Below are 24705 nucleotides of genomic sequence, written 5' to 3'. Positions count from 1 at the left end.
AACCGGACCGCGAATGTTCTCCGAAGCCGATCACACCGCGATGCAACGTGCCCTGGCGCTGGCCGAACGAGGCATGTACATCACGACGCCCAATCCGCGCGTCGGCTGCGTGCTGATCCGCGACGGCAAAGTCATCGGCGAGGGATTCACGCAGCCGGCCGGGCAGGATCACGCCGAGATCCAGGCGATGAAGAACGCGAAGGCGCGCGGTTTCGACGTCGCCGGCGCGACCGCCTACGTCACGCTGGAACCGTGCAGCCATGTCGGCCGAACGCCGCCGTGCGCGGACGCGCTGGTGCGCGCGGGTATCGCCCGTGTCGTCGCGGCGATGGAGGATCCCAATCCGAGCGTGTCCGGCCGTGGGCTGCAGCGCCTGCGCGACGCCGGCATCGACGTGCGCTGCGGACTGCTGGAGCGCGAGGCACGCGAGCTGAATATCGGCTTTGTTTCAAGGATGACGCGCGGACAGCCGTGGGTGCGGATGAAAGTCGCCGCCTCGCTCGACGGCGGCACGGCGCTGCACGATGGCACCAGCCAGTGGATTACCGGTCCGGCCGCGCGCGACGACGGCCACCTGTGGCGGGCACGCGCCTGCGCCATCCTGACGGGCATCGGCACGGTTCGCGACGACGATCCGCAACTGACGGTCCGTGCCGTCGATACGCCCCGCCAGCCGCAGCGGGTGGTGGTGGACTCCCGCCTCGAACTGCCGCTCGATGCCCGCGTACTGGCACCGGACAGCGGCGAGTTCGCCCGGCCGGTTCTGATCTTCTGCGCGGTCGACGACCCCGAGCGGCGTGCACAACTGGAAGCGCGCAACGCGCAGGTGTTCTGCCTGCCGGACGCGCGCGGCAAGGTCGACCTGGCGGCCATGGTCGCCGAGCTTGGCCAGCGTGGCATCAACGAGCTGCACGTCGAAGCCGGCTTCAAGCTGAATGGCTCGCTGATCCGTGCCGGCTGCGTCGACGAACTGCTGGTCTACCTGGCGCCGAAGCTGCTCGGCGACGCGCGCGGCATGTTCAACCTGCCGCCGCTGGCGCGGCTGGCCGATGCGCCCGCCTACCAGTGGCATGACGTGCGCACCATCGGCGACGATGTGCGGCTGATCGCGCGCAAGGCGACCCCAATTGCCGGCAAGGCGCTCGCCTGAGCGCCGGCCGCCCATCGAGGCAGCCGGGACGCACTGCTGCTAGCATGCGGCTTTTCCCATTGCGTTTCTGGTGCTCACCATGTTTACAGGCATTGTCGCGGCCGTTGGCCGCATCGAATCGGTCACGCCGCTGGGCAGCAACGAGGATGCCGGTGTCAGGCTGCGGGTCGACGCGGGTGCCCTGGACCTGTCCGATGTCGCCATCGGGGACAGCATCGCCATCCAGGGCGCCTGCATGACCGTGGTCGCGCTGGAGGCCGGCCATTTCGATGTCGACGTGTCGCGCGAATCGCTGGACAAGACCCGCGGGCTGGACCAGCCCGGCCCCGTCAATCTGGAAAAGGCCCTGCGGCTGGCCGACCGGCTCGGCGGGCACCTGGTATCGGGCCATGTCGACGGCCTGGGCGAGGTGGTGCACTTCGCGCCGGTGGGCGAGTCGCACGAGCTGCGGGTGCGGGCATCGCATGACCTGGGCCGTTACCTGGCCTACAAGGGCTCGATCGTGGTCAATGGCGTGTCGCTGACCGTCAACCGGGTCGAGGACGACGCGCAAGGCTGCCTCTTCTCGATCAACCTGATTCCCCACACGCTCGAAGTGACCACGCTGCACGCGCTGCGCCCCGGGGTCCAGGTCAATCTGGAGATCGACCTGATCGCGCGCTATGTCGAGCGGATGCTGCAGGCAGAACGGCTGCCCCAGGCGGCCCGCTGATTCCCACCCCGGGCGGCGGCCTGCGGCGCTTGCCCGCGCCCGGCATCGCGTACAATGTCGGGCTGGGCCGCGGTCAGCGGCAGCCAGGCGCCCGCGCCCGGCATCCCTGCCTGCGCACCGCCCTTGCCTTGCCCCGCCATTCGCGCGCCGCCGTGCGCGCCGTCTGTCGTGGGCTTTCGCTTCACTTCTGCCGCACGCTGCGCTCCGATTTCGCCCGCTATCCCATGACGATCTCCCCCACCGAAGACATCATTGCCGAGATTCGCGCCGGCCGCATGGTTATCCTCGTGGACGAGGAAGACCGGGAGAATGAAGGCGACCTGGTCCTTGCTGCCGACTTCGTCACGCCGGAAGCGATCAATTTCATGGCGAAGTACGGCCGCGGTCTGATCTGCCTGACGCTGACGGCCGAACGCTGCCGCCAGCTGGAACTGCAGCCGATGGTCAGCCGCAACGGCACGTCCTACGGCACCGCGTTCACGGTGTCGATCGAGGCAGCTGAAGGCGTGACCACCGGCATCTCCGCGGCGGACCGGGCCCGCACCGTGCAGGCCGCCGTGGCGCGCGACGCCAGGCCGTCCGACCTGGTGCAGCCCGGCCACATCTTTCCGCTGACGGCGCAGCCGGGCGGCGTGCTGATGCGCGCGGGCCATACCGAGGCCGGTTGCGATCTGGCGGCCCTGGCCGGCGTGACGCCCGCCGCGGTGATCTGCGAGATCATGAAGGACGACGGCAGCATGGCGCGCCTGCCCGACCTGATCGAATTCGCGCAGCAGCACGGTCTGAAGATCGGCACCATCGCCGACCTGATCCATTACCGCAGCCGCCACGAGTGCATCGTCGAGCGGGTGGGCGAGCGTGACATGCGCACCCCCTACGGCACCTTCCGCAGCATCGCCTACCGGGACAAACCGAGCGGCCGCGTCCATCTGGCGCTGATCAAGGGCGAGCCGCGCGCCGACCGCGAAACGCTGGTGCGCGTGCATGAGCCGCTGTCGGTGCTGGACCTGCTGGAAGTGTCCGCCACCACGCACTCGTGGACCATGCCGGCGGCGCTGGAAGCGATCGGCGCGGCCGACAGCGGCGTGATGGTGCTGCTGAACTGCGGCGACAGCGCCCAGCAACTGGTCGAACAGTTCACCGCGCTGGACGAGCCGAAGTCCCGCACACCGCGCAAGCCCGACCTGCGCACCTATGGCATCGGCGCGCAGATCCTGCGCGATGTCGGCGTGGGCCGCATGCGCGTGCTGTCGTCTCCGCTGCGGATGCCGAGCATGACCGGTTATAACCTTGAAGTAACGGGCTATCAGCCGATGCACGGCGAGGCGGACTGACGGACCATGGGCGGGGACATTTTTCTGCCCCACGATTCGCCGCACCCGCTGCCGCACCCTCGGCCGCAGCAGCGGCAGCCGCAAGCGCCGCGGGCCGACGCCCGCCCTCCCCGAAATTCCGCGGACACCGCCTGGCGTCCGCTTCCGCACAGGAGAACAACAATGGAACACGGTTTCTACCCGAGCAATATGGATGGCGAAGGCCTTCGCATCGGCATCGTGCAGGCCCGCTTCAACGAGGCGATCTGCGACGAACTGCGCGAAGCCTGCGTGGCCGAGCTCGAATCGCTCGGCATCGAGGGCGAGGACACGCTGCTCGTCACGGTGCCCGGCGCGCTGGAAATCCCGCTGGCGCTGCAGAAGATGGCCGAGAGCGGCCAGTTCGATGCACTGATCGCGCTCGGCGCGGTGGTACGCGGCGAGACCTATCACTTCGAGCTGGTGGCCAATGAGTCGGGCGCGGGCATCACGCGCGTGGGCCTGGACTTCAACGTGCCGATCGCCAATGGCGTGCTGACCGTCGACACCGACGAGCAGGCGCACGCGCGCACGCGCGAGAAGGGCCGCGACTGCGCCCGTGCCGCCGTGGAAATGGCAAACCTGGTGGCCGCGCTGGATTCGCTGCGCGGCGCCCAGGACGACGAAGACGAGGACGACGATGAGTGACGCACCCCAGGGCGGCAAGCCCGGCGCACGGCCGGCGGCCCGCACTGACGCCAAGGCGCCGCCCAAGAGCGCGCGCCGCCGCTCGCGCGAGCTGGCGCTGCAGGGGCTGTATCAATGGCTGCTGAACCGCACCGATATCGGCGCGATCCAGGCCCACCTGCATGACGCGCAGGGCTTCAACAAGGCGGACCGCGAGCACTTCGACGCGCTGCTGGGCGGCGCGGTGCGCGAAGAGGAGCGGTTGACCGCCGCCTTCTCGCCATTCCTCGACCGTCCGGTCGAGGAACTGTCGCCGATCGAGCGCGCTGCGCTGCTGGTGGGCAGCTACGAGCTGGTCCACTGCCTCGACATCCCGTACAAGGTCGTCATCAACGAGGCCGTCGAGCTGACCAAGACCTTCGGCGGCGTCGAAGGTTACAAGTACGTCAACGGCGTGCTGGACAAGGTGGCGGCACAAGTGCGCGCCACCGAAGTGGCGGCCCGCCGCTAGGAGTCGGACGGGTCTTCCCCCGGCCGATTCCGGACACCCGCCCAGGGCGGGTGTTTTCATTCCCGCGCTCGCTTTTCCGCGGCCGGACTCGCCATCCGCCGCAGCTTCTCCTTTCGCACCGACCATGGACCCGCAACAACTCGCCACCGCCTCCCGTCTCGCCAACATCCGCCCCTTCCACGTGATGGAACTGGCCAAGCAGGCCGCCGAACTGGAGCGCGCGGGCCGCAGCATCATCCATATGGGCATCGGGGAGCCGGACTTCACCGCCGCCGAACCGGTGGTGCGAGCCGCCGCCGAAGCGATGCGCCGGGGCGTCACGCAATACACCGGCGCGCTCGGCATCGAGCCGCTGCGGGAGGCGATCGCCGGCTATTACCGCACGGCGTATGGCATCGACGTGCCGGCCCGGCGCGTCATCGTGACCGCCGGGGCTTCGGGCGCGCTGCTGCTGGCGTGCGCGGTACTGGTCGAGATTGGCGCGGAAGTGCTGATGCCCGATCCCAGCTATCCCTGCAACCGGCATTTCGTGGCCGCCTTCGACGGCCACGCGAAGATGATCCCGAGCGGTCCGCAGCAGCGCTTCCAGCTGAGCGCCGCGCAGGTCCGCGAGCATTGGGGCGACGCGACCCGTGGCGTGCTGCTGGCCTCCCCGTCGAACCCCACCGGCACCTCGATCCTGCCCGAGGAGCTGCGGCAGATTCTTGCCGAGGTGCGGCAGCGCGACGGCTTTGCCATCGTCGACGAGATCTACCAGGGCCTCTCGTATGACGGCGCGCCGGTGTCCGCGCTCAGCCTCGACGACAATGTCGTCACGGTCAACAGCTTCTCGAAGTACTTCAACATGACCGGCTGGCGCCTGGGCTGGCTGGTGGTGCCGGACGCGCTGGTGCCGGCCTTCGAGAAGGTCGCGCAGAACCTGTTCATCTGCGCCTCGGCGGTCGCGCAGCATGCCGCGCTGGCCTGCTTCACGCCGGAGGCGCTGTCCATCTACGACGAGCGCAAGGCGCAGTTCCGCGAGCGCCGCGACAGGATCGTGCCGGCGCTGGAGTCGGTCGGGCTGCAGGTGCCGGTCAGACCGGACGGCGCCTTCTACGTCTATGCCGACTGCCGGCAGGTCAACCACCCTGCCGCCGGGGATGCCGACCGGCTGACGCAGGCGATCCTGCAGGAGGCGGGGGTGGTGCTGGTGCCGGGCATGGATTTCGGCCCCCATACCGCCAGCAGCCACATTCGCATCTCGTACGCGACCTCGATGGCGCATATCGAAGACGCCATCGGCAGGCTCGCCAAGCTGTTCGGCCGCTGAACTGCAGCCGCCGAACTGCGGCACAACGAAAAACACCGTCCCGAGGGACGGTGTTTTCTTGCCTGCTCGGGCCAACAGCGAACGGTCAGGCCTTGCGCGGCACCTGCGGCACGGCCTCGACATCGACCACGCCATCCGCTTCGGGCGTGTGCTCGGCCTGGGTCTTGGTCGACGACGGACCCGGCAGCGGCTCGGGGGCCGTGCCGGGCGCGGCGGCCGGCGCATCGCCCAGCCCCAGCACGCGACGCAGCCGCGAGCGCTCGGCCAGCACCTTGGCGCCGTAGCCGCCATCGGTAGCGGTGGTCGCGCCGACGTAGTACTTCAGGCCGCCTTCGATCGAACCGGCGCGGGCGATGCAGTCCTTCAGCACCAGCGCACCGATCTTGATGTTGGCGTACGGATTGAGCGCCGCGGCGACGCCGCCGACGTGCTCGTACTTGTCCTGGTGGACCTTGGTCATCACCTGCATCAGGCCCTGGGCGCCCATGCCGCTTTCCGCGAACGGATTGAAGCTGGACTCGATCGCGATCACGCCCAGGATCAGCAGCGGATCGATGCCGACCTCGCGGCCGGTCAGATAGGCGGCCTTGACCAGTTGCGAGGTCGCCTGCGCCGCCACGCGGTACTTGCGGGCGATGTAGTCGGCGACGACGGCCTGCTCGCGGGCGCTGTCCAGCGAGTTGCTGTAGCGCGCCTCAAGGGCAACCCGCTGCGCCGGGATACGGGCGGCGAGGTGGGCGACCGACGGCACCTTGGTCTGGGTGCTGGTATGCGCCCACTCGTCGACACCGGAGACGCTGGGCAGGCCCGCCGTGCCGAGCCGGGCCGGCTGGGCGGCGGCCTGCACGGCGCCGGCCGCGACCGGGATCGGACCGCTGGCAGCGGGGTCGACACTGGCGTGTACCGTATCGGCCGATGCAAGGGCGCTACCGGACGCCGTGGCGGCCTCGAGCAGCACCGCCGGGGCCTCGTCGCCCGCCAGCATGCCGGCGAACGCCGTCCGCCATTCCTGGCTGACCGTCAACGAAACGCCCGCGACCATGGCCAGCACACCGGCACTGTTCAGCGCGAACTTCAGCGTGGCGCGGCCGCTGCGCAAGGCGCGGCCTGCGACCGGGTGGGCCAGGCGAACTTGCAGCGCACGCCGGACACCCGGGACCGGTTGACGGAAGCGAACCTGCAATGCCCGCCCGACACCGGGAAGATGAAGGGTTTTCCAACCACTCATGCTTACCTCCATCCGCTGTCGCCACGCCGGCCAGGGCAAAACCCGGGCGCGTCCGTCCGCAGACAACGTATTAAGTAAGGACACCGCACCGCCCTTGCAGAGGCGACCGGCATCGGTTGTTGGTGAGCGCTCCCCATGCGCCCAGCGATTTAACAGAGGGAACCCTTGGGGGAGTTCGCTCTGCAGCGAAGACTCAACGTGACGCACCGGCTGCGCCGGTGGCGATCCGATGGACCGTTTCGTACAGGAGGTCCGAGAATGGATCTGGTGAAGCTGCCGCGATGTTCGCGCTTGACAAGGTCAAGTTTTCGTTGTTGCGATGCAGCACTTCCTTGAGCAGACGCGATTGTATGAAGCGGTTTATACCTAGTCAAGAATAACGTTTGGCGAGATAATAACTAAAAGGAATATGTAACACGGTTGTATCCGGTGGCGCACGGTCCCCGATCTCCTCGGAAACCCGCGCCGCGTCGAGGATGCTTGCGCCGCAAGACTCCTTCGGATCACCAAAAATACTTACAATTTGGCGATACCTTTGCGCGCAATTTTTTTCGGCTTCTTGCCGTCAAAGAGCACATAAAATCACTCAAACCACGGGAAGGCGCCATGCTGCACCGTGGCTTCCGGGCCTATCTGACATGAAATACAACGACTTGCGCGACTTCATCGGCCAACTCGAACGGCAGGGCGAACTGAGGCGCGTCGCGCAACCCGTCTCGCCCAGGCTCGAAATGACCGAGATCTGCGACCGCCTGCTGCGCGCCGAGGGCCCCGCAGTGCTGTTCGAGCGGCCCGCCCGTGAAAGCGTTCAAGGAGCTGAAGCGATTTTCGATATTCCGGTCCTCGCCAATCTGTTCGGGACACCACGCAGGGTCGCGCTGGGCATGGGCGCGGAAACACTGGCGGACCTGCGCGACATCGGCCGGGTGTTGTCGGTCCTGAAGGAGCCGGAGCCACCGCGCGGGCTGCGCGAGGCGGGCAAGCTGTTCACGCTGGCCAAGTCGGTGTGGGACATGGCGCCCAGGCGCGTCTCGGCGCCGGCCTGCCAGGAGGTGGTGTGGGAAGGCAATGACGTCGATCTGTCGCGGTTGCCGATCCAGTGGTGCTGGCCCGGCGATGCGGCGCCGCTGATTACCTGGGGGCTGGTGGTCACGCGCGGCCCGCACAAGAAGCGGCAGAACCTGGGGATCTACCGGCAGCAGGTGATCGGCCACAATCGGGTGATCATGCGCTGGCTGGCCCATCGCGGCGGCGCGCTGGATTTCCGCGAGCACGCGCTGGCCAACCCGGGCAAGCCCTTCCCCATCGCCGTGGCGCTGGGCGCCGACCCGGCAACGATGCTGGGGGCGGTGACGCCGGTGCCCGACACGCTCTCCGAATACCAGTTCGCCGGCCTGTTGCGCGGCAGCCGCACGGCGCTGGCCAGCTGCATTACGCCCACGCTGGCGGAACTGAGCGTGCCGGCGTCGGCGGAGATCGTGCTCGAAGGCCATATCCAGCCCGACCCGAACCACCCGAGCGGCTACGAGCATGCGCTGGAAGGCCCGTTCGGCGACCATACCGGCTATTACAACGAGCAGGACTGGTTCCCGGTCTTCACCATCGACCGCATCACCATGCGGCGCGACCCGATCTATCACTCCACCTATACCGGCAAGCCGCCCGATGAGCCGGCCGTGCTCGGCGTGGCGCTGAACGAGGTGTTCGTGCCGCTGCTGCAGAAGCAGTTTCCGGAGATCACCGACTTCTATCTGCCGCCCGAAGGATGCAGCTACCGGATGGCACTGGTGCGGATGAAGAAGCAGTACGCCGGCCATGCCAAGCGCGTGATGTTCGGCGTCTGGAGCTTCCTGCGCCAGTTCATGTACACCAAGTTCATCGTGGTGGTGGACGACGACGTCGACGTGCGGGACTGGAAGGAGGTGATCTGGGCGATCACCACCCGGGTCGATCCGACCCGTGACACCGTGATGGTCGACAACACGCCCATCGACTACCTCGACTTTGCCTCGCCGGTGTCCGGGCTGGGATCGAAGATGGGGATCGACGCCACCGACAAGTGGCCGGGCGAAACCACGCGCGAGTGGGGGCGACCGATCGAGATGGAGGCGGGCATCAAGTCGCGGGTCGACCAGATGTGGGAAACGCTGTTCGAGCGGAAGGGGTGAGCTGGGCGAGAGGGCCGCACGCCGCCCCCATTCCTGATTGCGCCCCACCTCTGAGGTGCCGGACACGCCCCGCCGCTAGCGGCTATCATTGGTCATCGGATTTCAGCACAGACCGGAGATCACCATGGCGCAAGCGCTTGAACGGATTCAGGACCGCGGCCTGATCCGCCAGCAGTCCTATATCGATGGCAACTGGGTGGACGCGGACAGCGGTGGCCGCTTCCCGGTGACCGATCCCGCCACCGGGGAGACGCTGGTGCAGGTGGCCAACCTCGGCGCCGAGGAAACCGAGCGCGCGATCGCCGCCGCCGAGCGCGCCTGGCCGGCCTGGCGTGCCCGTACCGCCAAGGATCGCGCCAACCTGATGCGCCGCTGGTATGACCTGCTGATGCAGCATGCCGACGATCTGGCCGCGCTGATGACCGCCGAGCAGGGCAAGCCGCTGGCCGAGGCCCGGGGCGAGGTGGTGTACGGCGCCTCCTTCATCGAGTGGTTCGCGGAGGAAGCCAAGCGCGTCAGCGGCGACGTGCCCTCCTCCACCTGGTCCGACAAGCGGATGGTGGTGCTCAAGCAGCCGATCGGCGTCTGCGCGTCGATCACGCCCTGGAACTTCCCGATCGCGATGATCACGCGCAAGTGCGCCCCCGCGCTGGCCGCCGGCTGCACCATCGTGATCAAGCCCGCCGAGCAGACGCCGCTGAGCGCGCTGGCGATGGCCGAACTGGCTCAGCGCGCCGGCATTCCGCCGGGCGTGCTCAACATCGTTACCGGCGATGCCGGCCAGTCGGTGGCGATCGGCAAGACCCTGTGCGCCTCGCCGGTGGTCCGCCATCTGTCGTTCACCGGTTCGACCCCGGTGGGCCGGATCCTGATGGAACAGTGCGCGCCGACGGTCAAGAAGGTGGCGCTGGAACTGGGTGGCCACGCCCCCTTCATCGTGTTCGAGGACGCCGACCTGGACGCCGCGGTCGAAGGCGCGATTGCGTCGAAGTATCGCAATGCCGGCCAGACCTGCGTCTGCACCAACCGCTTTTACGTACACGAGTCGATCTACGACGCCTTCGTCGCCAGGCTGGCCGAGCAGGCGAAGACCCTGCGCGTTGGCAACGGCTTCGAGACGGGGGTGGCACAGGGGCCGCTGATCGACGACGACGCGGTTCGCAAGGTGCGCCAGCATATCGACGATGCCACCTCGCGCGGCGCGCGCGTGCTGACCGGCGGCGAACTGGTGCCCGGCCTCGGCTCGGACCGCTTCGTCGCCCCGACCGTGCTGGCCGACGCCACCCCGGACATGCTGATTGCGCGCGAGGAGACCTTCGGACCCGTGGCAGCCGTGTTCCGTTTCCGCGACGAGCAGGAAGTCGTGGACCTGGCCAATGCCACCGAGTTCGGCCTGGCGTCATACTTCTACAGCCGCGACATCGGCCGCATCTGGCGCGTGGCCGAGCAGCTCGAATACGGCATGGTCGGCATCAACACCGGGCTGATCTCCAATGAAGTCGCCCCCTTCGGCGGGGTCAAGCAGTCCGGCCTGGGCCGCGAAGGCTCGCGCTACGGCATCGATGAATACCTGGAACTGAAGTACCTGTGCCTGGGCGGCATGTAGTCCCCCGATCCGCGTCCGCCACCGCGCGGCGCGGGCCACCACGATAGCGCTGCACCATCACGCCCCGGAACGAGGGCAGGAGGAGACATGAGCACCATCGAGGAAGGCAAGCTGGTCTGGAGCCCGCCGCAAGCGGTACGCGAACGCGCGCGGCTGACCGGCTTCATGCAATGGCTGCGCGATGCGCGCGGACTGGACTTTGCCGACTACGACGCGCTGTGGCACTGGTCGGTCCGCGACATCGAAGCGTTCTGGGACGCGGTGCGCGAGTACTTCGACCTGCGCTTCGACACGCCGGCGCAGCGCGTGCTCGGCGCGCGCGCCATGCCCGGCGCGCGCTGGTTCGAGGGCGCCACGCTGAACTATGTGCAGCAGGTGTTCCGCCACGCCGGCACCGGCGAGCAGCGCCGGCGCGCCGCCATCCGCTACGCCGGCGAGGACCAGCCGCTGGCGCAGATCGGCTGGGACGAACTGGAGCAGCAGGTCGGCGCGCTGGCAGAGGCCTTGCGCGGCATGGGCGTGCAGCGCGGCGACCGGGTGGCCGGCTACCTGCCCAACATCCCGCAGACCGTGGTGGCGTTTCTCGCAACCGCGGCGGTCGGCGCGATCTGGTCCGGCTGCGCGCCCGACATGGGCCAGGTCGCGGTGGCGGACCGCTTCCGGCAGATCGCGCCGAAGGTGCTGATCGTGGTGGACGGGTATCGCTACGGCGGCAAGGCGCACGACCGCTCCGGCGTGGTGGCCCAACTGGCCGCGGCGCTGCCGTCGCTGACCGACCTGGTGATCCTGCCGCGGCTGGGCGCGGCGATCGACACGGGTAACGACCCGGCCCGCAAGCTGCGGGTCCACCGCTGGGACGCGCTGCTGGCCCGGCCGGCGCCGCTGTCGATCGACAGCGTGCCCTTCGACCATCCGCTGTGGATCGTCTACTCGTCGGGCACCACCGGCATGCCCAAACCCATCGTGCACGGCCACGGCGGCATCGTCATCGAACAGCTCAAGCTGATGGGCTTTCACAACGACCTGGGGCCCGACGATGTCTTCCACTGGTACAGCAGCAGCGGCTGGATCATGTGGAACGCGCAGGTTGCCGGGCTGCTGCTGGGCAGCACCATCGCGCTGTACGACGGCAATCCGGGCTGGCCCGATGCGGGCGTGCTGTGGCGCTTCGTGCAGGATGCCGGCGTGACCGTGTTCGGCGCCGGCGCGGCCTTCTTCTCGGCCGCGATCAAGGCCGGCATCGTGCCCGCGCGCGAGGCCGACCTGAGCCGGCTGCGGGCCCTGGGGTCGACCGGTTCGCCGCTGCCGCCCGAAGCCTACGACTGGGTCTATCGCACGGTGCGCGAGGATATCTGGCTGGCGCCGATGTCGGGCGGCACCGATTTCGCCGGTTCGTTCGTCGCCGGCTGCCCGCTGCTGCCGGTGCATGCGGGCGAGATGCAGTGCCGCTGCCTCGGCGCCAGGGTCGAGGCGTTCGACGAGGCGGGGCAGCCGCTGATCGATCAGGTCGGCGAACTCGTCTGCACCGAACCGATGCCGTCGATGCCGCTCTACCTGTGGGGCGACGAGGACGGCAAGCGCTACCGCGACAGCTATTTCGACGTCTATCCGGGCGTCTGGCGGCACGGCGACTGGATCCGCATCACCCCGCGCGGCGGCGCGGTGATCTACGGACGCTCCGACGCGACCATCAATCGGCAGGGCGTGCGGATGGGCACCAGCGAACTGTATCGGGTGGTCGAGGACCTGCCCGAGGTGCTCGACAGCCTCGTCGTCGACCTGGAATACCTGGGCCGGCCATCGTACATGGCCCTGTTCGTGGTGCTGCGCGACGGCACCGAGCTGTCGCCCGCGTTGATCGACACGATGCGGGCGCGGATACGGGAGGCGCTCTCGCCCCGGCACGTGCCCGACGCGATCCTGCAGGTGCCCGGCGTGCCGCGCACGCTGTCGGGCAAGAAGATGGAAGTGCCCATCAAGAAATTGCTGCTCGGGCACGACCCCGAGCGCATCGCCAATCCGGATGCGATGGCCAATCCGGAGACGCTGGCCTGGTACTTCGCCTACGCGCGCCAGTATCTCGGCGAGCGGGCCAGCGCCGACGCGGCCTGAGGCGTGGGAGCGGGGCCGGAGGGCGGCAGTGCCGAAGCGGCATCGTCCCTCGGCCTGTTTCGCTTGCGATCCGACGCGGCGGTGGCGGAACCGCCCGTCCTTCTGTGGGCTGCCACGCGCAGCGCGTGCGACGGACTGGGTAAGATGCAGCTTGCCTTGCCATACGGAGCCCGCCCATGTCCGCCCCCCGCCCCAGTGCCGACGACCTGCACCGTGCCACGGTCCGCTTCCAGCAGCAGCCACTCGTGCGCCTCGGCGACGAGCGCAACATGCTGCTGCTGGCGCCGCAGGCCGGCGGCCGGCTGGTACGTTGGGTCCATCGGGGCATCGATCTGCTGCACTGGCCCGATCCGGCCGACTGGACGCGCCCGGCGAAGATCCGTGGCGGCAATCCCCTGCTGTTCCCGCTGATCGGCCGTCATTTCGTCGACGGCGAAGCCGGCCGCTGGCGCGATCCGCTCGGCAAGGTGCACGCCATGCCGCAGCACGGCTTTGCCCGCGACCTGCCGTTCGAGGTCGCCACGCTCGACCCCACGGGGAGCATCACGATGTCGCTGGCGGACAGCGCTGCAACGCGGGAGGCCTACCCCTTCGCCTTTCGCTTCGAGGTCGGCTATCGGTTGCTGCCAGACGGGCTGGAGGCGGTGTTCGAGGTGCACAACCTGGGCGACACACCCCTGCCCTTCCAGGCCGGCCATCATTTCTACTTTGCCGTGCCGGCGGCGTTGCGCAGCCAGTGCCGCCTCGCCATGCCGCCCGCCGAGCGGCTACGCCAGCGCGCGGATGGCGGACTGACCGAAGCGGAAGCGGGCGAGTCCGTGTATGCACTGGACGATCCGCGCCTGCAGGACACCTTCCACCGGCTTGCGGGCAATGGCCGCGGGCCTGCGCTTTCCATCCCGGCGGCCGGCGCTCGCCCTGCCCTGACGCTGGCGTTCGACCTGGCGCCGAAGACCCCGGACGCGCTGGCCTGGCATGCGATGACGACCTGGGCAGAACACGAGCAGGCCGACCACTATTGCGTCGAGCCGTGGCTGGGGCTGCCGGACGGGGTGCATCGGGGAGAAGCGTTGCGAGTGGCGCCCGGGAACAGCGTGCGGGCGGCGTGCCGGATCGGCGTTCGCATCGACTGACCGTTCCGAGGCGCCGCGCTTGCCTTGCGCGGCGGTTCGCGCATAGAATCCGGCATCCGCGGGCGTCGTATAATGGCTATTACCTTAGCTTCCCAAGCTAAAGACGTGGGTTCGATTCCCATCGCCCGCTCCAGTCTTCCGTAGTCCCCTCCCTCGCTGCTCAGGCAGCCCGTCTCGGCTCCAGTGCCATCTTCACGGCCAGCGCAGCCAGCACCGTTCCCATCAGATACCGCTGCGCGGCCAGCCAGCGCGGGCTGCGCGCAAACCATGCGGCCAGCGTGCCGGCCGACAGCGCGATCGCCAGATTGACGGAGAAACTGACCACGATCTGCGTGATGCCCAGCTGGATGCTCTGCGCGAACACCGAGCCATGTTCCGGCGTGACGAACTGGGGAAAGATCGACAGATAGAAGACGGCGATCTTCGGGTTCAGCAGATTGGTGACGAAGCCCATCAGAAACAGGCGTCCCGGCGGATCGACAGGCAAGGCGCGCGCCTCGAAGGGCGAGCGCGCCCCGGGCTTGACCGCCTGCCATGCCAGATACAGCAGGTAGGCCGCCCCGGCCCACTTGAGCACCAGGTATGCGAACGGGATGGCCAGGAACAGCGCGGTCAGGCCGGCGGCGGCGGCGAACATGTGCACGAGGAAGCCGGCAATGACGCCAAGCAGCGACACCACGCCGGCCCGCTTGCCCTGGCAGATCGAGCGCGAGATCAGGTAGACCATGTTCGGGCCGGGGGTCAGGACCATCAGCAACGCTGCGCCAGCAAAAAGCAACCAATCGTCGAACGGAACCACGGCCCTTCTCCTGTTTTCTGGCAAGTGCATTCCAATCTACTTCACCGGGTGCAGTCGGTCCAGTGCCGCAACGGCCCATCCCACTTGTGATGGGTGTCCCTCCCCCGCCCTGCGCAAGCCCGCCGATCCGTCCTAGAGTAGCGTCTGGCGCATCGGCGCGTCTGCCCGCCCGCGTCGCCGCAGTGACAACCCAGGCACAGGAGACATCAATGAAGATCGAACCCTATCTGCTGTTCTTCGACGGACGGGCCGAGGAGGCCCTGGACTTCTATCAACAGGCGCTGGGCGCGCAGGTCGAGTCGCGGATGCGCTATTCGGACAGTCCCGAGCCGGTGCCTGCCGAGTACATCCCGCCGGGCGGACCGCAGAAGCTGATGCATGCCAGCTTCCTGCTGGACGGCCAGCGCGTGATGCTCAGCGACGACGTGCCGGGCCAGCGCAGCGGCTTCAGTGGCTTCAGTTTGACGCTGCAATACGAGTCGGAGGAGCAGGTCCGCAGCGTGTTCGACAAGCTTGCCGATGGCGGGCGCGTGGTGATGCCACCGGGCGCGACCTTCTTTTCGCCCTGTTATGGGCAGCTGTTCGACCGCTTTGGCGTGCAGTGGATGGTGATGGTGTCGCCCGAACCGGCGGCGCAGGCTTGAAGGAGTTCCCATGCCCTACAACCTCACCCTGGTCCGGGTTTTTCGCGCGCCCGCGGAGCGGGTCTATCGCGCCCTGCTGGACCCGGCCGCCATCGCCAAATGGAACGCGCCGGACGGCTTCACGGCCACCGTCCACGAGCTGGACGCGCGCGTGGGCGGCCGCTACCGGATGTCGTTCACCAACTTCTCCGGCGGCCAGACGCACAGCTTCGGCGGCGAGTATCGCGAACTGGTGCCCAACGAACGGATCGTCGTCACGGACCGCTTCGACGATGCCAATCTTCCCGGGGAAATGCTGACGACCTTCGAGCTGCGGGCGGTCTCGAGCGGCACCGAACTGCACGTCGAGCAGACCGGGCTGCCGGATGCCATTCCGCCCGATGCATGCCGGCTGGGCTGGCAGCAGTCGCTGGAGCTGCTGGCGAGGGTGGTCGAGCCGGAGATTCCCGCGGGGTGAACCGCAAGGCGGTTCTTCCATGGCTCGCCGGCGGCGGGCGCCTGCAACGGGCAACTGCCACCATTGGGGTAGAATTCGCTGCGCAGGCGGGCAAGCCATCCGGCCTGCCCGATCCAATCCGCGATCCGATCCTCGATTCGATATTCGATATTGGATCCGATACTGATCCGCTAGCCGATCCGTTAGCCGCCCAGCCACCACCCACCGGTGGTCTGCCTCGGCGGCTTTTTTGTTGCCATGCTTCCTGACGAACCGATCTCCCCGATCCCGCCGGTGGATTCCGCCATTTCCGCCGATTCCCCCGCCTCCGAAAATTCCGCGGCGCCGGACGACGTCGCCCATCCGCGCCGCATCCGTTCCTTCGTGCGCCGCGCCGGCCGCACCTCCACCGGGCAGCAGCGCGCGATCGACGAACTGGGACCACGCTTCGTGCTGCCCTACACGCCGCAGCCGCTGGACCTGGCGGCGGCCTTCGGCCGCGAGGCGCCGACGATCCTCGAGATCGGCTTCGGCATGGGCGAGACCACCGCGCATATCGCGCAGCTGCGCCCGCACGACAACTTCCTGGGCTGCGAGGTGCACGAGCCGGGCGTGGGCGCGCTGCTCAAGCTGATCGGCGAGCGCGACATCGGCAATATCCGCATCCTGCAGCACGATGCGGTCGAGGTCATCGCGCACATGCTGACCGAGGACTGCCTGGACGGCGTCCATATCTTCTTCCCGGACCCCTGGCACAAGAAGCGCCACAACAAGCGCCGGCTGGTGCAGCCGCCGCTGGTCAAGCTGCTGGCGAGCCGGCTCAAACCCGGCGGCTATTTCCATTGCGCCACCGACTGGGAAGAGTATGCGCACCAGATGGTCGAGGTGCTGTCGGGCGAGCCGGCGCTGGTCAACACGGGCAGCGCGGCGGACGGCGGCTTTGCGCCGCGGCCGGACTATCGCCCGGTCACCAAGTTCGAGCGCCGCGGACTGCGGCTCGGGCATGGGGTGTGGGATGTGGTGTTTCGCAAGCGGGAGGGAGCGGGGGGCTGACGGGCTTTCCGGGCTGCCAGGGCTGCCCTCCCCCGGCCCCTCTCCCGCTGGGCGGGAGAGGGGAGCAAACCATTGGCGATCGACGCCCTGCCGGTGTGCTCCCCTCGCCCGCTTGCGGGAGAGGGGCCGGGGGAGAGGGCAAGCAGCCCCGCGCTAGCGCCCCTTACGCGTGCCAGGCCACCAGCCCCATCTGCGCGGTGGCCAGCACCAGCACCCCGAACACGATCCGGTACCAGGCGAACGGCCGGAAATCGTGCGTGGCGACGAAACGCAGCAGCCAGCGCACGCACAGGAACGCCGACAGGAAAGCGAAAAGGAAGCCGATCGCGAACACGCCGATGTCGTCGGCGGATAGCACCGAGCGCGCCTTGTACAGCTCGTAGACGCTGGCGCCGAAGATCACCGGGATTGCCAGGAAGAACGAGAACTCGGTGGCGACCTGCCGCGACAGGCCGAACAGCATGCCGCCGATGATGGTGGCGCCAGAGCGGGAGGTGCCTGGCACCAGCGCGAAACACTGCGCCACGCCGACCTTCAGCGCGTCGCGCCAGGTCATGTCGTCGACCGATTCGATGCGCGGGGCGGCCGCCTTGGCCGCTTCCAGCAAGGCGTTGCCCTGCGGATGCGAGACCTGCCCGCGCCGGCTTTCCTTCCATTCGGCCAGCAGGATCACCAGCCCGCCGACGATGAACGCGGTGGCGACGGTGATCGGGTTGAACAGGTGGGCCTTGATATAGCCGCCGAGCAGGAACGCCAGCACGATGGCGGGGGCGGTGGCGACGATGACATTGAGCGCAAAGCGCTGCGCGCGCGGCTCGGTGGCGAGGCCGCCGACGACATCGGTGATGCGGCGGCGGAACTCCCAGCAGACTGCGAGGATCGCCCCGAACTGGATGACGATCTCGAACACCTTGCCCTTGTTGTCGTTGAAATCCAGCAGTTCGCCGGCGAGGATCAGGTGCCCGGTGCTGGAGATCGGCAGAAATTCGGTCAGCCCCTCGACGATGCCGAGGATCAAGGCTTTGAAGGCAATGGCGATATCCATGCGTTGAAGGAATGGCGAGTTGGGGTCAGGAAGAAACAACGGCCGGAACACGGCCGGCCGGGAAAGACGACGGGCGCGGCGCTGGCGCGGCAACGCGCGCCGCGGCGCCTTCGGCCAATGACGCGCGCGCCGGAGTCCGGCGCCGCCAGGGCCGCTGGGGCCATCAGGGCCGGTTGATCTTGACGTTGATGCCGTCCGGCAGGACCGTGATTGTACCGGGCTCGACCTGTCGGCCGCCGAGCCGCAGCTCGTCGGGCTTGAAGGTATAGAGCGGATAGTCCTGCAGCAGCTGTTCGGCAAGGATGCCGCCCAGCGCGTTGAGCTGGCGCGAGAACTGCGCCGGCATGCCCGCCACATCGAACTGGCGCACTTCCGGGTCCTGCAGCACCAGCGAGCGGCTCGGCGAGTCATAGCGCAGTCCGCTGTCCAGCGCGAAGCGGCCGGTCATCGGCTGGCTGAAGAAAAGCTGGTTGTCCAGCCGGGCGTCGAAGCTGATGCTGACGCGATTGCGCTGGGAATCGAGCACCAGCTGCGGATTGGTCAGCTGGACGTCGAACAGCTGCATGTAGCGCTGGCTGAACGGAAACTTGCGCTCGAGCGCCGCCTGCAGCTGGCTCTGCGAGAAGGTGTATTCGTTGCCGACCAGCCCGCAGCTGGCCAGCGTGGCCGCCAGCGCGGCTGCGACGGTGGCCTTGCCGCACGCGGCCAGCCAGCGTCGACGGTTCATCGTCGCCATGGTGATTCGGATCTCCGGTTTGATTCCATCTGCTGCATTGCCCCGCCCCGTTCGGTCGTCAGGCCTGCGGCGCGGTAGCGGCCTCCAGCCGAGCCAGCCAGTGGATCGCCGCTTCGCGCGAGCCGCCGCACATCTCGGCCGAGGGCCGCAGTCCGCCGCAGAAGGCCGGCCGCTCGGGCCGTCCGAACACGGCACAGCGCATATCGGGCAGCAGCTGCGCACACGGCACGCCAGCGGGCTTGCCCTCGGGCATGCCGGGCAGCGGCGAGGTGATCGACGGCGCGATACAGCAGGCGCCGCACCCCGGGCGGCAAGTTACGTCAGATTGGCAGGGCATCAGCTTGGTTCACCACGGCACGCCGCAGTGTCGGTGCCGCGCGCAGTGGCGCGAAGGGAAGTTACACATTGAAAGGAAGGTGACCGCAACCGTGACGCGAAATCGGCATAAATATGGCATTAGAATCACCTGCCATATCGAATCGCCCCCGGCTTGACCGGTATTTGCCGCTCTACTACATTACTGACCGATCGGTTATTTATTTTACCGCCTGATTTTACCGACCAAGGGGAATCGCCGGCGCGGACGGCAGACCAGCATCGCATCCGCTGCGCTCGCCATTCCCCCGCCGCGTGCCTCGATCGGTCCGCAGCGAGCGTCCGGGCCGATCCCGGACCGCTTTTCCCTTTCCCCCAACCCGTTCCCCGGCCGCCGTTGTCGAACCGAGTTCCCGCTTTGCCCGCCGTGAGTCCCTCCTCCGCTGGTCGGCATGATATCGCCGACGATTCCGCCCCCGCCCACGAAGACGGCGACGCCGCCAACGGTAGCGCCGGGCGCCGCTGGTCGCGCCGCAAGTCGGCACGGCCCCAGGAGCTGGTGGCCGCGGCGCTGGAACTGTTCGTCGAGCGCGGCTATGCCGCGACGCGGCTGGAGGATGTCGCCGCTGCCGCCGGGGTATCCAAGGGCACGGTCTATCTCTACTTCGCCAACAAGAAGGAACTGTTCCAGTCGGTGGTGCGCGAGAACCTGGTGCCGGCGCTCAAGCGCGGCACCGATCTGGTGGACAGCTACGAGGGCTCGACCCCGGAGCTGCTGCGCGAACTGCTGCGCGGATGGTGGGGATTGATCGGTGCCACGCCGGTGGCGGGGCTGACCAAGCTCATCATGGCCGAGTCGGCCAATTTTCCGGAGATCGCCCGCTTCTACAACGAGGAGGTGATGATTCCCGGCGACGAGCTGTTTGCCCGCGTGCTGCAGCGCGGCGTGGCGCGCGGCGAGTTCCGTGCGCTGCCGGCCAACCCGACCACCACGCTGATCTGCGCGCCGCTGGTCTTCCTGATGCTGTGGCAGCGCGCTTTCGGCGCCTTTGCCTATGACGACATCGACCCCGAAGCGTTCCTGGACAATCTGCTGCAGGTGCTGCTGTTCGGCCTGACGACCGGCGGCGCGCGCGACGTTCCGCTGCCGCCGCAGTCCGGGCCATGGATCTGGGAGCAGATCCGCGACGAGATGCAGCAGCAGTCGATGCAGCAATCCGCGGACGGCTGCGAGTCCACAAGCGCCTCCGCTTCGGCCTCCGCTGCGGCCTCCCCTTCCGCCTCTCCTTCGCGATCATGAAGATTCCGCGCAAGCGTACCCTTTTCCTCTCCTTGCTGGCGCTGCTGGTGCTGGCCGGCGCGATGCTGGCCGTGCGCGGCGGCGGCGCGAAGCAACCCGCGAGCGCTTCCGCCGCGAGCGCGGCAAACCAGCCGGCGCAAGCCACGCTGATCGAACTGCTGCAATCCGAAGTCGTCGCCGCGGCGCCGCGCGATCTGCAGGTGCTGCTGCCGCTCTCCGGCGGCCTGCGCGCGCTGAACCAGGCCGCCATTGGCGCCAAGGTGGCCGGCGAGGTGCGCGAGGTGCTGGTGCGCGAGGGCGAGGCGGTGCGCGCGGGCCAGGTGGTGGTCCGCATCGAGGCGACGGAATACGAAGCCCGCGCGGCGCAGGCCCGCGGGCAGATGCTGGCCGCACGGGGCCAGTACGAGAACGCGCGGCAGACGTTCGAGCGCAACCGCAGCCTGGTGGAACGCGGCTTCATCTCCGGCACCGCCTTCGACAAGTTCCAGTCGGAGCTGGACGTGGCCAAGGCCAACCTGGACGCCGCGGAAGCCGGCCTCGCGGTCGTGCGCAAGTCGCTCGCCGATACGGTGGTGAAGTCGCCGCTGGACGGCATGGTGGCGGTGCGCTCGGTCCAGCCCGGCGAGAAGGTGTCGCCGGACTCGCCGCTGCTGCAGGTGGTCGATCTGCGCACGCTCGAACTGGAGGCGCCGGTGCCGATGGGCGATGTCGGCCGCGTGACGATTGGCCAGTCTGTGCAGCTGGAAGTCGAGGGCGCCGGGCAGTTCGAGGGCAAGCTGGTGCGCATCAACCCGGCGGTGACCGAGGGTACGCGCAGCATCATGGTCTATGTCCGCATCGACAACCCCGAGGGGCGGCTGCGCGCCGGCATGTTCGCCCGCGGCGGGCTGGTGCTGGGCCAACGCAACGGCGCGCTGGCGGTCCCTGTCACGGCGGTGCGCTACGAAGGCGAGCGCGCCTTCGTCTACAGCATCGAGGATGGCGTGCTGAAGCAGCGCGAAGTCACCGTCGGCGTGCGCGACGAGTCGGCGGGCTGGGTCGAGATCGCCGGTGGCCTGCCGGCCGGCGCGCAGGTGGTGCGAACCAACCTGGGCACCTTGCGCGTGGGCAGCCAGGTGCGGCTGGTCAAGGCCTGAACGAGGAGCGGCTGCCATGTGGTTCACCCGACTGTCGATCCACAACCCGGTGCTGGCCACCATGATGATGATGGCCTTCGTCGTCATCGGGCTGTTCTCGTACAACCGGCTGTCGGTGGACCAGTTCCCCGACATCACCTTTCCCATCGTGGTGGTGCAGACCGAGTATCCCGGCGCCCCGCCGGAATCGGTCGAGTCCGACGTCACGCGCAAGGTCGAGGAGATCGTCAATACGATCTCGGGCATCGACGAGATCTTCTCGCACTCGTACCAGGGCTCCTCGGTGGTGGTGGTGCAGTTCGACCTGACGGTCGACGTGGGCCGCGCCGCGCAGGACGTGCGCGACAAGATCGCGCTGATCCGGCCGCAGTTTCGCGACGAGGTCGAAGAGCCGCGTGTGCTGCGCTACGACCCCTCCGAGGCGCCGATCTTCCACCTGTCGGTATCCAACGCACCGGGTTCGGCGCGCAGCCAGCGCGAACTGACCACCATCGCGGACCAGATCGTGCGCAAGCGGCTGGAGACGGTGCGCGGCGTGGGTGCCATCACCATCGTCGGCGGCACCAAGCGCGAGATCGAAGTGCGCATCCGACCCGCGCAACTGGAGGCGCTGGGCATCGGCGTGCAGCAGGTGATGGACGCAATCCGCGCCGAGAACCAGGAACTGCCGGCGGGCGAGCTGCGCTCCACCGCCACCGATACGGTGGTGCAGATCAAGGGCCGGGTGCGCGATGCCGCGGCGTTCCGCCAGATCATCGTGGCGCGCCGCGGCGGCCAGCCAGTCACGCTGGACCAGGTCGCCGAGGTGCTGGACGGCGAGCAGGAGCAGGAGAGCCTGGCGCTGCTCAATGGCGAGCGCGCGCTGTTCCTGTCGGTGGTCAAGGAACAGGGCCAGAACACCGTCGATACCGTCGACGGGCTGGTGCGCATGACCGACGAGGTGCGCAAGCTGGTGCCCGACGGCGTGCAGCTGACCGTCATCAACGACAACGCGCGCGGCATCCGGCGCAGCGTGGACGAGGTGCGCTCGACCCTGCTGGAAGGCGCCTTCCTTACCGTGGCGATCGTCTTCCTGTTCCTCGGCTCCTGGCGCAGCACGGTGATCACCGGCCTCACGCTGCCGATCGCGCTGATCGGCACCTTCGGCGTGATGTACCTGTTCGGCTTCACACTGAACATGATCACGCTGATGGCGCTGTCGTTGTGCGTCGGCCTGCTGATCGACGATGCCATCGTGGTGCGCGAGAACATCGTGCGCCACAACCTGATGGGCAAGGATCACCGCCGTGCCGCGCTGGATGGCACCGAGGAGATCGGGCTGGCGGTGCTCGCCACCACCTTCTCGATCGTCGCGGTGTTCCTGCCCGTCGGCTTCATGGGCGGCATCATCGGCCGCTTCTTCCATCAGTTCGGCGTGACCGTGGTGGCCGCGGTGCTGATCTCGATGTTCGTGTCCTTCACGCTGGACCCGATGCTCTCGTCGGTCTGGCACGACCCGGACCTGCACGGCACGGGCAACAAGCGCAGCTGGTACGGACGCACCGTGGGGCGGCTGCTGGACTGGTTCTCCGCGCGAATGGATGCGCTGGGCCACGGCTACGGCTCGATGCTGGGCTGGGCGCTGAAGCACCGTCTGGCGACGGCCATCATCGCCGTGGCGACCTTCTTCGGCAGCTTTGCGCTGGTGCCGCTGATCGGCACGGAGTTCGTGCCGAATGCAGACCTGGGCGAGACGCAGGTCGGCTTCCATACGCCGGTGGGCACCGCGCTGGAAGTGACCGAGTCGAAGGTGCGCCAGGTGGAGGCAGCGCTGAAGGAATTCCCCGAGGTCGCGTACACCTACGCGACGATCAACGCGGGCAATACCTCGGGCCGCAACAACGCGCTGGTGTCGGTGCGGCTGGTGGATCGGCGCGAGCGCGAGCGCACCACGGCGCAGCTCAATCCGCTGATCCGCGAGCGCGTCGCGCGCATTGCCGGCATTACCCTGACGATGGTCGGCATGCCCGACGGCGCGGGCGGGCAGAAGGCCATCCAGGTGTCGGTGCAGGGCGACGACCTGGGCGAACTCAAGCGGCTCTCCGAAGAAGCCGCGCGCCGGATGCGGGCGATTCCCGGGCTGGTCGACCTGGATACCAGCATGAAGGACGATCGCCCCACCGTCGAAGTGCGGATCCGCCGCGAACTGGCCTCGGACCTGGGCGTGGGCATCGTGCAGATCGGCAATGCGCTGCGGCCGTTGCTGGCTGGCGACGCGATCAGCAGCTGGCGCGCGCCCGACGACGAGAATTACGACGTGCGCGTGCGCCTGCCCAAGGATGCGCGCACCGGCATGGCCGACCTGAACGGGCTGATGATCGCCAGCACGCAGACCAACGCCGACGGCTCGCCGAAGATGGTGCCGCTGCGGCAGATCGCGGAACTGGTGCCGACCACCGGCGCGAACCAGATCAGCCGGCGCGACCTGAACCGCGAGGTCGAGCTGACCGCCAACACGTCGGGCCGCTCGCAGGGCGAGGTGGCGCGCGACATCATGCGGGCGCTCGATGGCATGACATGGCCGGCCGGCTACCACTACCGCTTCGGCGGCTCGACCAAGTCGATGAACGAGTCGTTCGGCTATGCGGTGTCGGCGCTGGCGCTGGCCGTGATCTTCATCTACATGATCCTGGCCTCGCAGTTCGCCAGCTTCTTCCAGCCCGTCGCGATCATGACCTCGCTGCCGCTGACCCTGATCGGCGTGTTCGCGGCCCTGCTGCTGTTCGGCTCGACGCTGAACATGTTCTCGATCATCGGCTTCATCATGCTGATGGGGCTTGTGACCAAGAACGCGATCCTGCTGGTGGACTTCGCCAACCAGGCCCGGCGCGGCGCGCACGGCAAGGCGCCGATGGCGCGCGAGGCGGCGCTGGTCGAGGCGGCCCGGGTGCGGCTGCGGCCGATCCTGATGACCACGCTGGCGATGATCTTCGGCATGGTGCCGCTGGCCTTCAGCCTCGGCGAGGGCGCGGAGCAGCGCGCGCCGATGGGACAGACGGTGATCGGGGGCATCATCACCTCGTCGGTACTGACGCTGGTGGTGGTGCCGGTGATCTACACCTACCTGGACGACTTCGCGGCCTGGCTGCGGCGCAAGTGGGCGGGGAAGGCGGCCGGGCGGGCTGCGCAGCCCGCCGCGGCGGACGAAGTGGGCGCGCAGGAGTGGGGCAGCCGGGGGGCGGGGGCGGAGTGAATGTCGCTGGGTGGGATGGCGAGCGCCCGATGCCCTCTCCCCCGCCCCTCTCCCACAAGTGGGAGAGGGGAGCACACCGATGGCAGTGGAAGCGCTGGAGG

General features: G+C 68.3%; 21 protein-coding genes and 1 tRNA gene. 17 read left to right on the top strand and 5 right to left on the bottom strand.

The window, feature by feature from the left end; all coding sequences use genetic code 11:
• Positions 1-13 precede the first annotated feature (13 nt).
• The 6 genes from ribD to K6V06_RS14215 all read left to right on the top strand — a co-directional run bounded on the left by ribD (position 14) and on the right by K6V06_RS14215 (position 5661).
• The gene (gene ribD, locus K6V06_RS14240) at positions 14-1150 is read left to right on the top strand and encodes a bifunctional diaminohydroxyphosphoribosylaminopyrimidine deaminase/5-amino-6-(5-phosphoribosylamino)uracil reductase RibD (protein WP_222244420.1); all 1137 of its coding nucleotides are present in this window, start codon (positions 14-16) and stop codon (positions 1148-1150) included.
• 79 nt (positions 1151-1229) lie between these two features.
• Positions 1230-1862, top strand: a complete 633-nt coding sequence (locus K6V06_RS14235) for a riboflavin synthase (protein ID WP_222244418.1) — start codon at positions 1230-1232, stop codon at positions 1860-1862.
• A gap of 224 nt (positions 1863-2086) precedes the next feature.
• Positions 2087-3196 carry a bifunctional 3,4-dihydroxy-2-butanone-4-phosphate synthase/GTP cyclohydrolase II gene (gene ribBA, locus K6V06_RS14230; protein ID WP_222244415.1) on the top strand — a complete coding sequence of 370 codons (1110 nt, stop codon included), beginning with the start codon at positions 2087-2089 and terminating at the stop codon, positions 3194-3196.
• A 162-nt stretch (positions 3197-3358) separates the two neighbouring features.
• Entirely contained in the window at positions 3359-3862 is a 504-nt protein-coding gene (gene ribH, locus K6V06_RS14225; protein ID WP_222244413.1) for a 6,7-dimethyl-8-ribityllumazine synthase, read from the top strand.
• A complete protein-coding gene (gene nusB / locus K6V06_RS14220; RefSeq protein ID WP_222244411.1) occupies positions 3855-4352 on the top strand; it encodes a transcription antitermination factor NusB in 498 nt (165 codons plus the stop codon). The genes ribH and nusB overlap by 8 nt, the downstream gene beginning before the upstream one ends.
• Positions 4353-4476: 124 nt before the next feature.
• A complete protein-coding gene (locus tag K6V06_RS14215; RefSeq protein WP_222244409.1) occupies positions 4477-5661 on the top strand; it encodes a pyridoxal phosphate-dependent aminotransferase in 1185 nt (394 codons plus the stop codon).
• Positions 5662-5746: 85 nt separating this feature from the next.
• Here the strand turns inward: K6V06_RS14215 and K6V06_RS14210 are convergent, their stop codons facing one another.
• Positions 5747-6889, bottom strand: a complete 1143-nt coding sequence (locus tag K6V06_RS14210; protein ID WP_222244407.1) for a lytic transglycosylase domain-containing protein — start codon at positions 6887-6889, stop codon at positions 5747-5749.
• Positions 6890-7527: 638 nt separating this feature from the next.
• On the opposite strand from K6V06_RS14210, the gene ubiD reads away from it, so the two are divergent.
• From ubiD to K6V06_RS14185, 5 genes are all read left to right on the top strand, one after another.
• Positions 7528-9057 carry a 4-hydroxy-3-polyprenylbenzoate decarboxylase gene (ubiD, locus tag K6V06_RS14205; RefSeq protein WP_222244405.1) on the top strand — a complete coding sequence of 510 codons (1530 nt, stop codon included), beginning with the start codon at positions 7528-7530 and terminating at the stop codon, positions 9055-9057.
• Between the two features lie 124 nt (positions 9058-9181).
• Positions 9182-10663, top strand: a complete 1482-nt coding sequence (locus K6V06_RS14200; protein ID WP_222244403.1) for an NAD-dependent succinate-semialdehyde dehydrogenase — start codon at positions 9182-9184, stop codon at positions 10661-10663.
• A gap of 87 nt (positions 10664-10750) precedes the next feature.
• Positions 10751-12775, top strand: a complete 2025-nt coding sequence (locus tag K6V06_RS14195; protein WP_222244401.1) for an acetoacetate--CoA ligase — start codon at positions 10751-10753, stop codon at positions 12773-12775.
• Between the two features lie 176 nt (positions 12776-12951).
• Positions 12952-13908 (top strand): aldose epimerase, encoded by a 957-nt coding sequence (locus K6V06_RS14190; protein WP_222244399.1) that lies wholly within the window; start codon positions 12952-12954, stop codon positions 13906-13908.
• Between the two features lie 58 nt (positions 13909-13966).
• A tRNA-Gly gene (locus K6V06_RS14185) sits at positions 13967-14041 on the top strand.
• A 27-nt stretch (positions 14042-14068) separates the two neighbouring features.
• Here K6V06_RS14185 and K6V06_RS14180 read toward each other — a convergent pair.
• Positions 14069-14707: a LysE family translocator gene (locus K6V06_RS14180; RefSeq protein ID WP_370637472.1), complete on the bottom strand. Its 639-nt coding sequence runs from the start codon at positions 14705-14707 to the stop codon at positions 14069-14071.
• A 209-nt stretch (positions 14708-14916) separates the two neighbouring features.
• Between K6V06_RS14180 and K6V06_RS14175 the strand changes: the two genes are divergently transcribed.
• From K6V06_RS14175 to trmB, 3 genes are all read left to right on the top strand, one after another.
• Positions 14917-15351 carry a VOC family protein gene (locus tag K6V06_RS14175; RefSeq protein ID WP_222244395.1) on the top strand — a complete coding sequence of 145 codons (435 nt, stop codon included), beginning with the start codon at positions 14917-14919 and terminating at the stop codon, positions 15349-15351.
• A 10-nt stretch (positions 15352-15361) separates the two neighbouring features.
• A complete protein-coding gene (locus K6V06_RS14170; protein WP_222244393.1) occupies positions 15362-15808 on the top strand; it encodes an SRPBCC family protein in 447 nt (148 codons plus the stop codon).
• 237 nt (positions 15809-16045) lie between these two features.
• Positions 16046-16840, top strand: a complete 795-nt coding sequence (gene trmB / locus K6V06_RS14165) for a tRNA (guanosine(46)-N7)-methyltransferase TrmB (RefSeq protein ID WP_222244391.1) — start codon at positions 16046-16048, stop codon at positions 16838-16840.
• A gap of 163 nt (positions 16841-17003) precedes the next feature.
• Here trmB and K6V06_RS14160 read toward each other — a convergent pair whose 3' ends face one another.
• From K6V06_RS14160 to K6V06_RS14150, 3 genes are all read right to left on the bottom strand, one after another.
• Entirely contained in the window at positions 17004-17885 is an 882-nt protein-coding gene (locus tag K6V06_RS14160) for an undecaprenyl-diphosphate phosphatase (RefSeq protein WP_222244389.1), read from the bottom strand.
• A 163-nt stretch (positions 17886-18048) separates the two neighbouring features.
• Positions 18049-18621 carry a DUF1439 domain-containing protein gene (locus K6V06_RS14155; protein ID WP_222244387.1) on the bottom strand — a complete coding sequence of 191 codons (573 nt, stop codon included), beginning with the start codon at positions 18619-18621 and terminating at the stop codon, positions 18049-18051.
• Between the two features lie 58 nt (positions 18622-18679).
• Positions 18680-18958 carry a YkgJ family cysteine cluster protein gene (locus tag K6V06_RS14150; RefSeq protein ID WP_222244385.1) on the bottom strand — a complete coding sequence of 93 codons (279 nt, stop codon included), beginning with the start codon at positions 18956-18958 and terminating at the stop codon, positions 18680-18682.
• Positions 18959-19393: 435 nt separating this feature from the next.
• On the opposite strand from K6V06_RS14150, the gene K6V06_RS14145 reads away from it, so the two are divergent.
• The 3 genes from K6V06_RS14145 to K6V06_RS14135 are packed head-to-tail and all read left to right on the top strand — an operon-like array spanning position 19394 to position 24604.
• Complete coding sequence (locus tag K6V06_RS14145; RefSeq protein ID WP_222244570.1) at positions 19394-20236, top strand: TetR/AcrR family transcriptional regulator; 843 nt, start codon at positions 19394-19396, stop codon at positions 20234-20236.
• On the top strand, positions 20233-21372 hold the full coding sequence (locus tag K6V06_RS14140) for an efflux RND transporter periplasmic adaptor subunit (protein WP_255581854.1): 1140 nt from the start codon (positions 20233-20235) through the stop codon (positions 21370-21372). The genes K6V06_RS14145 and K6V06_RS14140 overlap by 4 nt, the downstream gene beginning before the upstream one ends.
• 16 nt (positions 21373-21388) lie before the next feature.
• Positions 21389-24604: an efflux RND transporter permease subunit gene (locus K6V06_RS14135; RefSeq protein ID WP_222244383.1), complete on the top strand. Its 3216-nt coding sequence runs from the start codon at positions 21389-21391 to the stop codon at positions 24602-24604.
• Positions 24605-24705 lie beyond the last annotated feature (101 nt).

This window comes from Cupriavidus sp. AU9028 (assembly GCF_019795295.1).
Lineage (GTDB): Bacteria > Pseudomonadota > Gammaproteobacteria > Burkholderiales > Burkholderiaceae > Cupriavidus.
The sequence above is the reverse complement of the archived record's forward strand: the minus strand, read 5'-3'. Positions and strand labels throughout refer to the sequence as shown.

Coding starts and splice junctions, on each gene's coding strand:
- K6V06_RS14200 (WP_222244403.1), top strand. CDS start 9,182: ATGGCGCAAGCGCTTGAACGGATTCAGGACCGCGGCCTGATCCGCCAG.
- K6V06_RS14150 (WP_222244385.1), bottom strand. CDS start 18,958: ATGCCCTGCCAATCTGACGTAACTTGCCGCCCGGGGTGCGGCGCCTGC.
- K6V06_RS14210 (WP_222244407.1), bottom strand. CDS start 6,889: ATGAGTGGTTGGAAAACCCTTCATCTTCCCGGTGTCGGGCGGGCATTG.
- K6V06_RS14170 (WP_222244393.1), top strand. CDS start 15,362: ATGCCCTACAACCTCACCCTGGTCCGGGTTTTTCGCGCGCCCGCGGAG.
- ribH (WP_222244413.1), top strand. CDS start 3,359: ATGGAACACGGTTTCTACCCGAGCAATATGGATGGCGAAGGCCTTCGC.
- K6V06_RS14155 (WP_222244387.1), bottom strand. CDS start 18,621: ATGGCGACGATGAACCGTCGACGCTGGCTGGCCGCGTGCGGCAAGGCC.
- K6V06_RS14160 (WP_222244389.1), bottom strand. CDS start 17,885: ATGGATATCGCCATTGCCTTCAAAGCCTTGATCCTCGGCATCGTCGAG.
- ribD (WP_222244420.1), top strand. CDS start 14: ATGTTCTCCGAAGCCGATCACACCGCGATGCAACGTGCCCTGGCGCTG.
- K6V06_RS14215 (WP_222244409.1), top strand. CDS start 4,477: ATGGACCCGCAACAACTCGCCACCGCCTCCCGTCTCGCCAACATCCGC.
- ubiD (WP_222244405.1), top strand. CDS start 7,528: ATGAAATACAACGACTTGCGCGACTTCATCGGCCAACTCGAACGGCAG.
- trmB (WP_222244391.1), top strand. CDS start 16,046: ATGCTTCCTGACGAACCGATCTCCCCGATCCCGCCGGTGGATTCCGCC.
- K6V06_RS14195 (WP_222244401.1), top strand. CDS start 10,751: ATGAGCACCATCGAGGAAGGCAAGCTGGTCTGGAGCCCGCCGCAAGCG.
- nusB (WP_222244411.1), top strand. CDS start 3,855: ATGAGTGACGCACCCCAGGGCGGCAAGCCCGGCGCACGGCCGGCGGCC.
- K6V06_RS14190 (WP_222244399.1), top strand. CDS start 12,952: ATGTCCGCCCCCCGCCCCAGTGCCGACGACCTGCACCGTGCCACGGTC.
- K6V06_RS14235 (WP_222244418.1), top strand. CDS start 1,230: ATGTTTACAGGCATTGTCGCGGCCGTTGGCCGCATCGAATCGGTCACG.
- K6V06_RS14135 (WP_222244383.1), top strand. CDS start 21,389: ATGTGGTTCACCCGACTGTCGATCCACAACCCGGTGCTGGCCACCATG.
- ribBA (WP_222244415.1), top strand. CDS start 2,087: ATGACGATCTCCCCCACCGAAGACATCATTGCCGAGATTCGCGCCGGC.
- K6V06_RS14140 (WP_255581854.1), top strand. CDS start 20,233: ATGAAGATTCCGCGCAAGCGTACCCTTTTCCTCTCCTTGCTGGCGCTG.
- K6V06_RS14175 (WP_222244395.1), top strand. CDS start 14,917: ATGAAGATCGAACCCTATCTGCTGTTCTTCGACGGACGGGCCGAGGAG.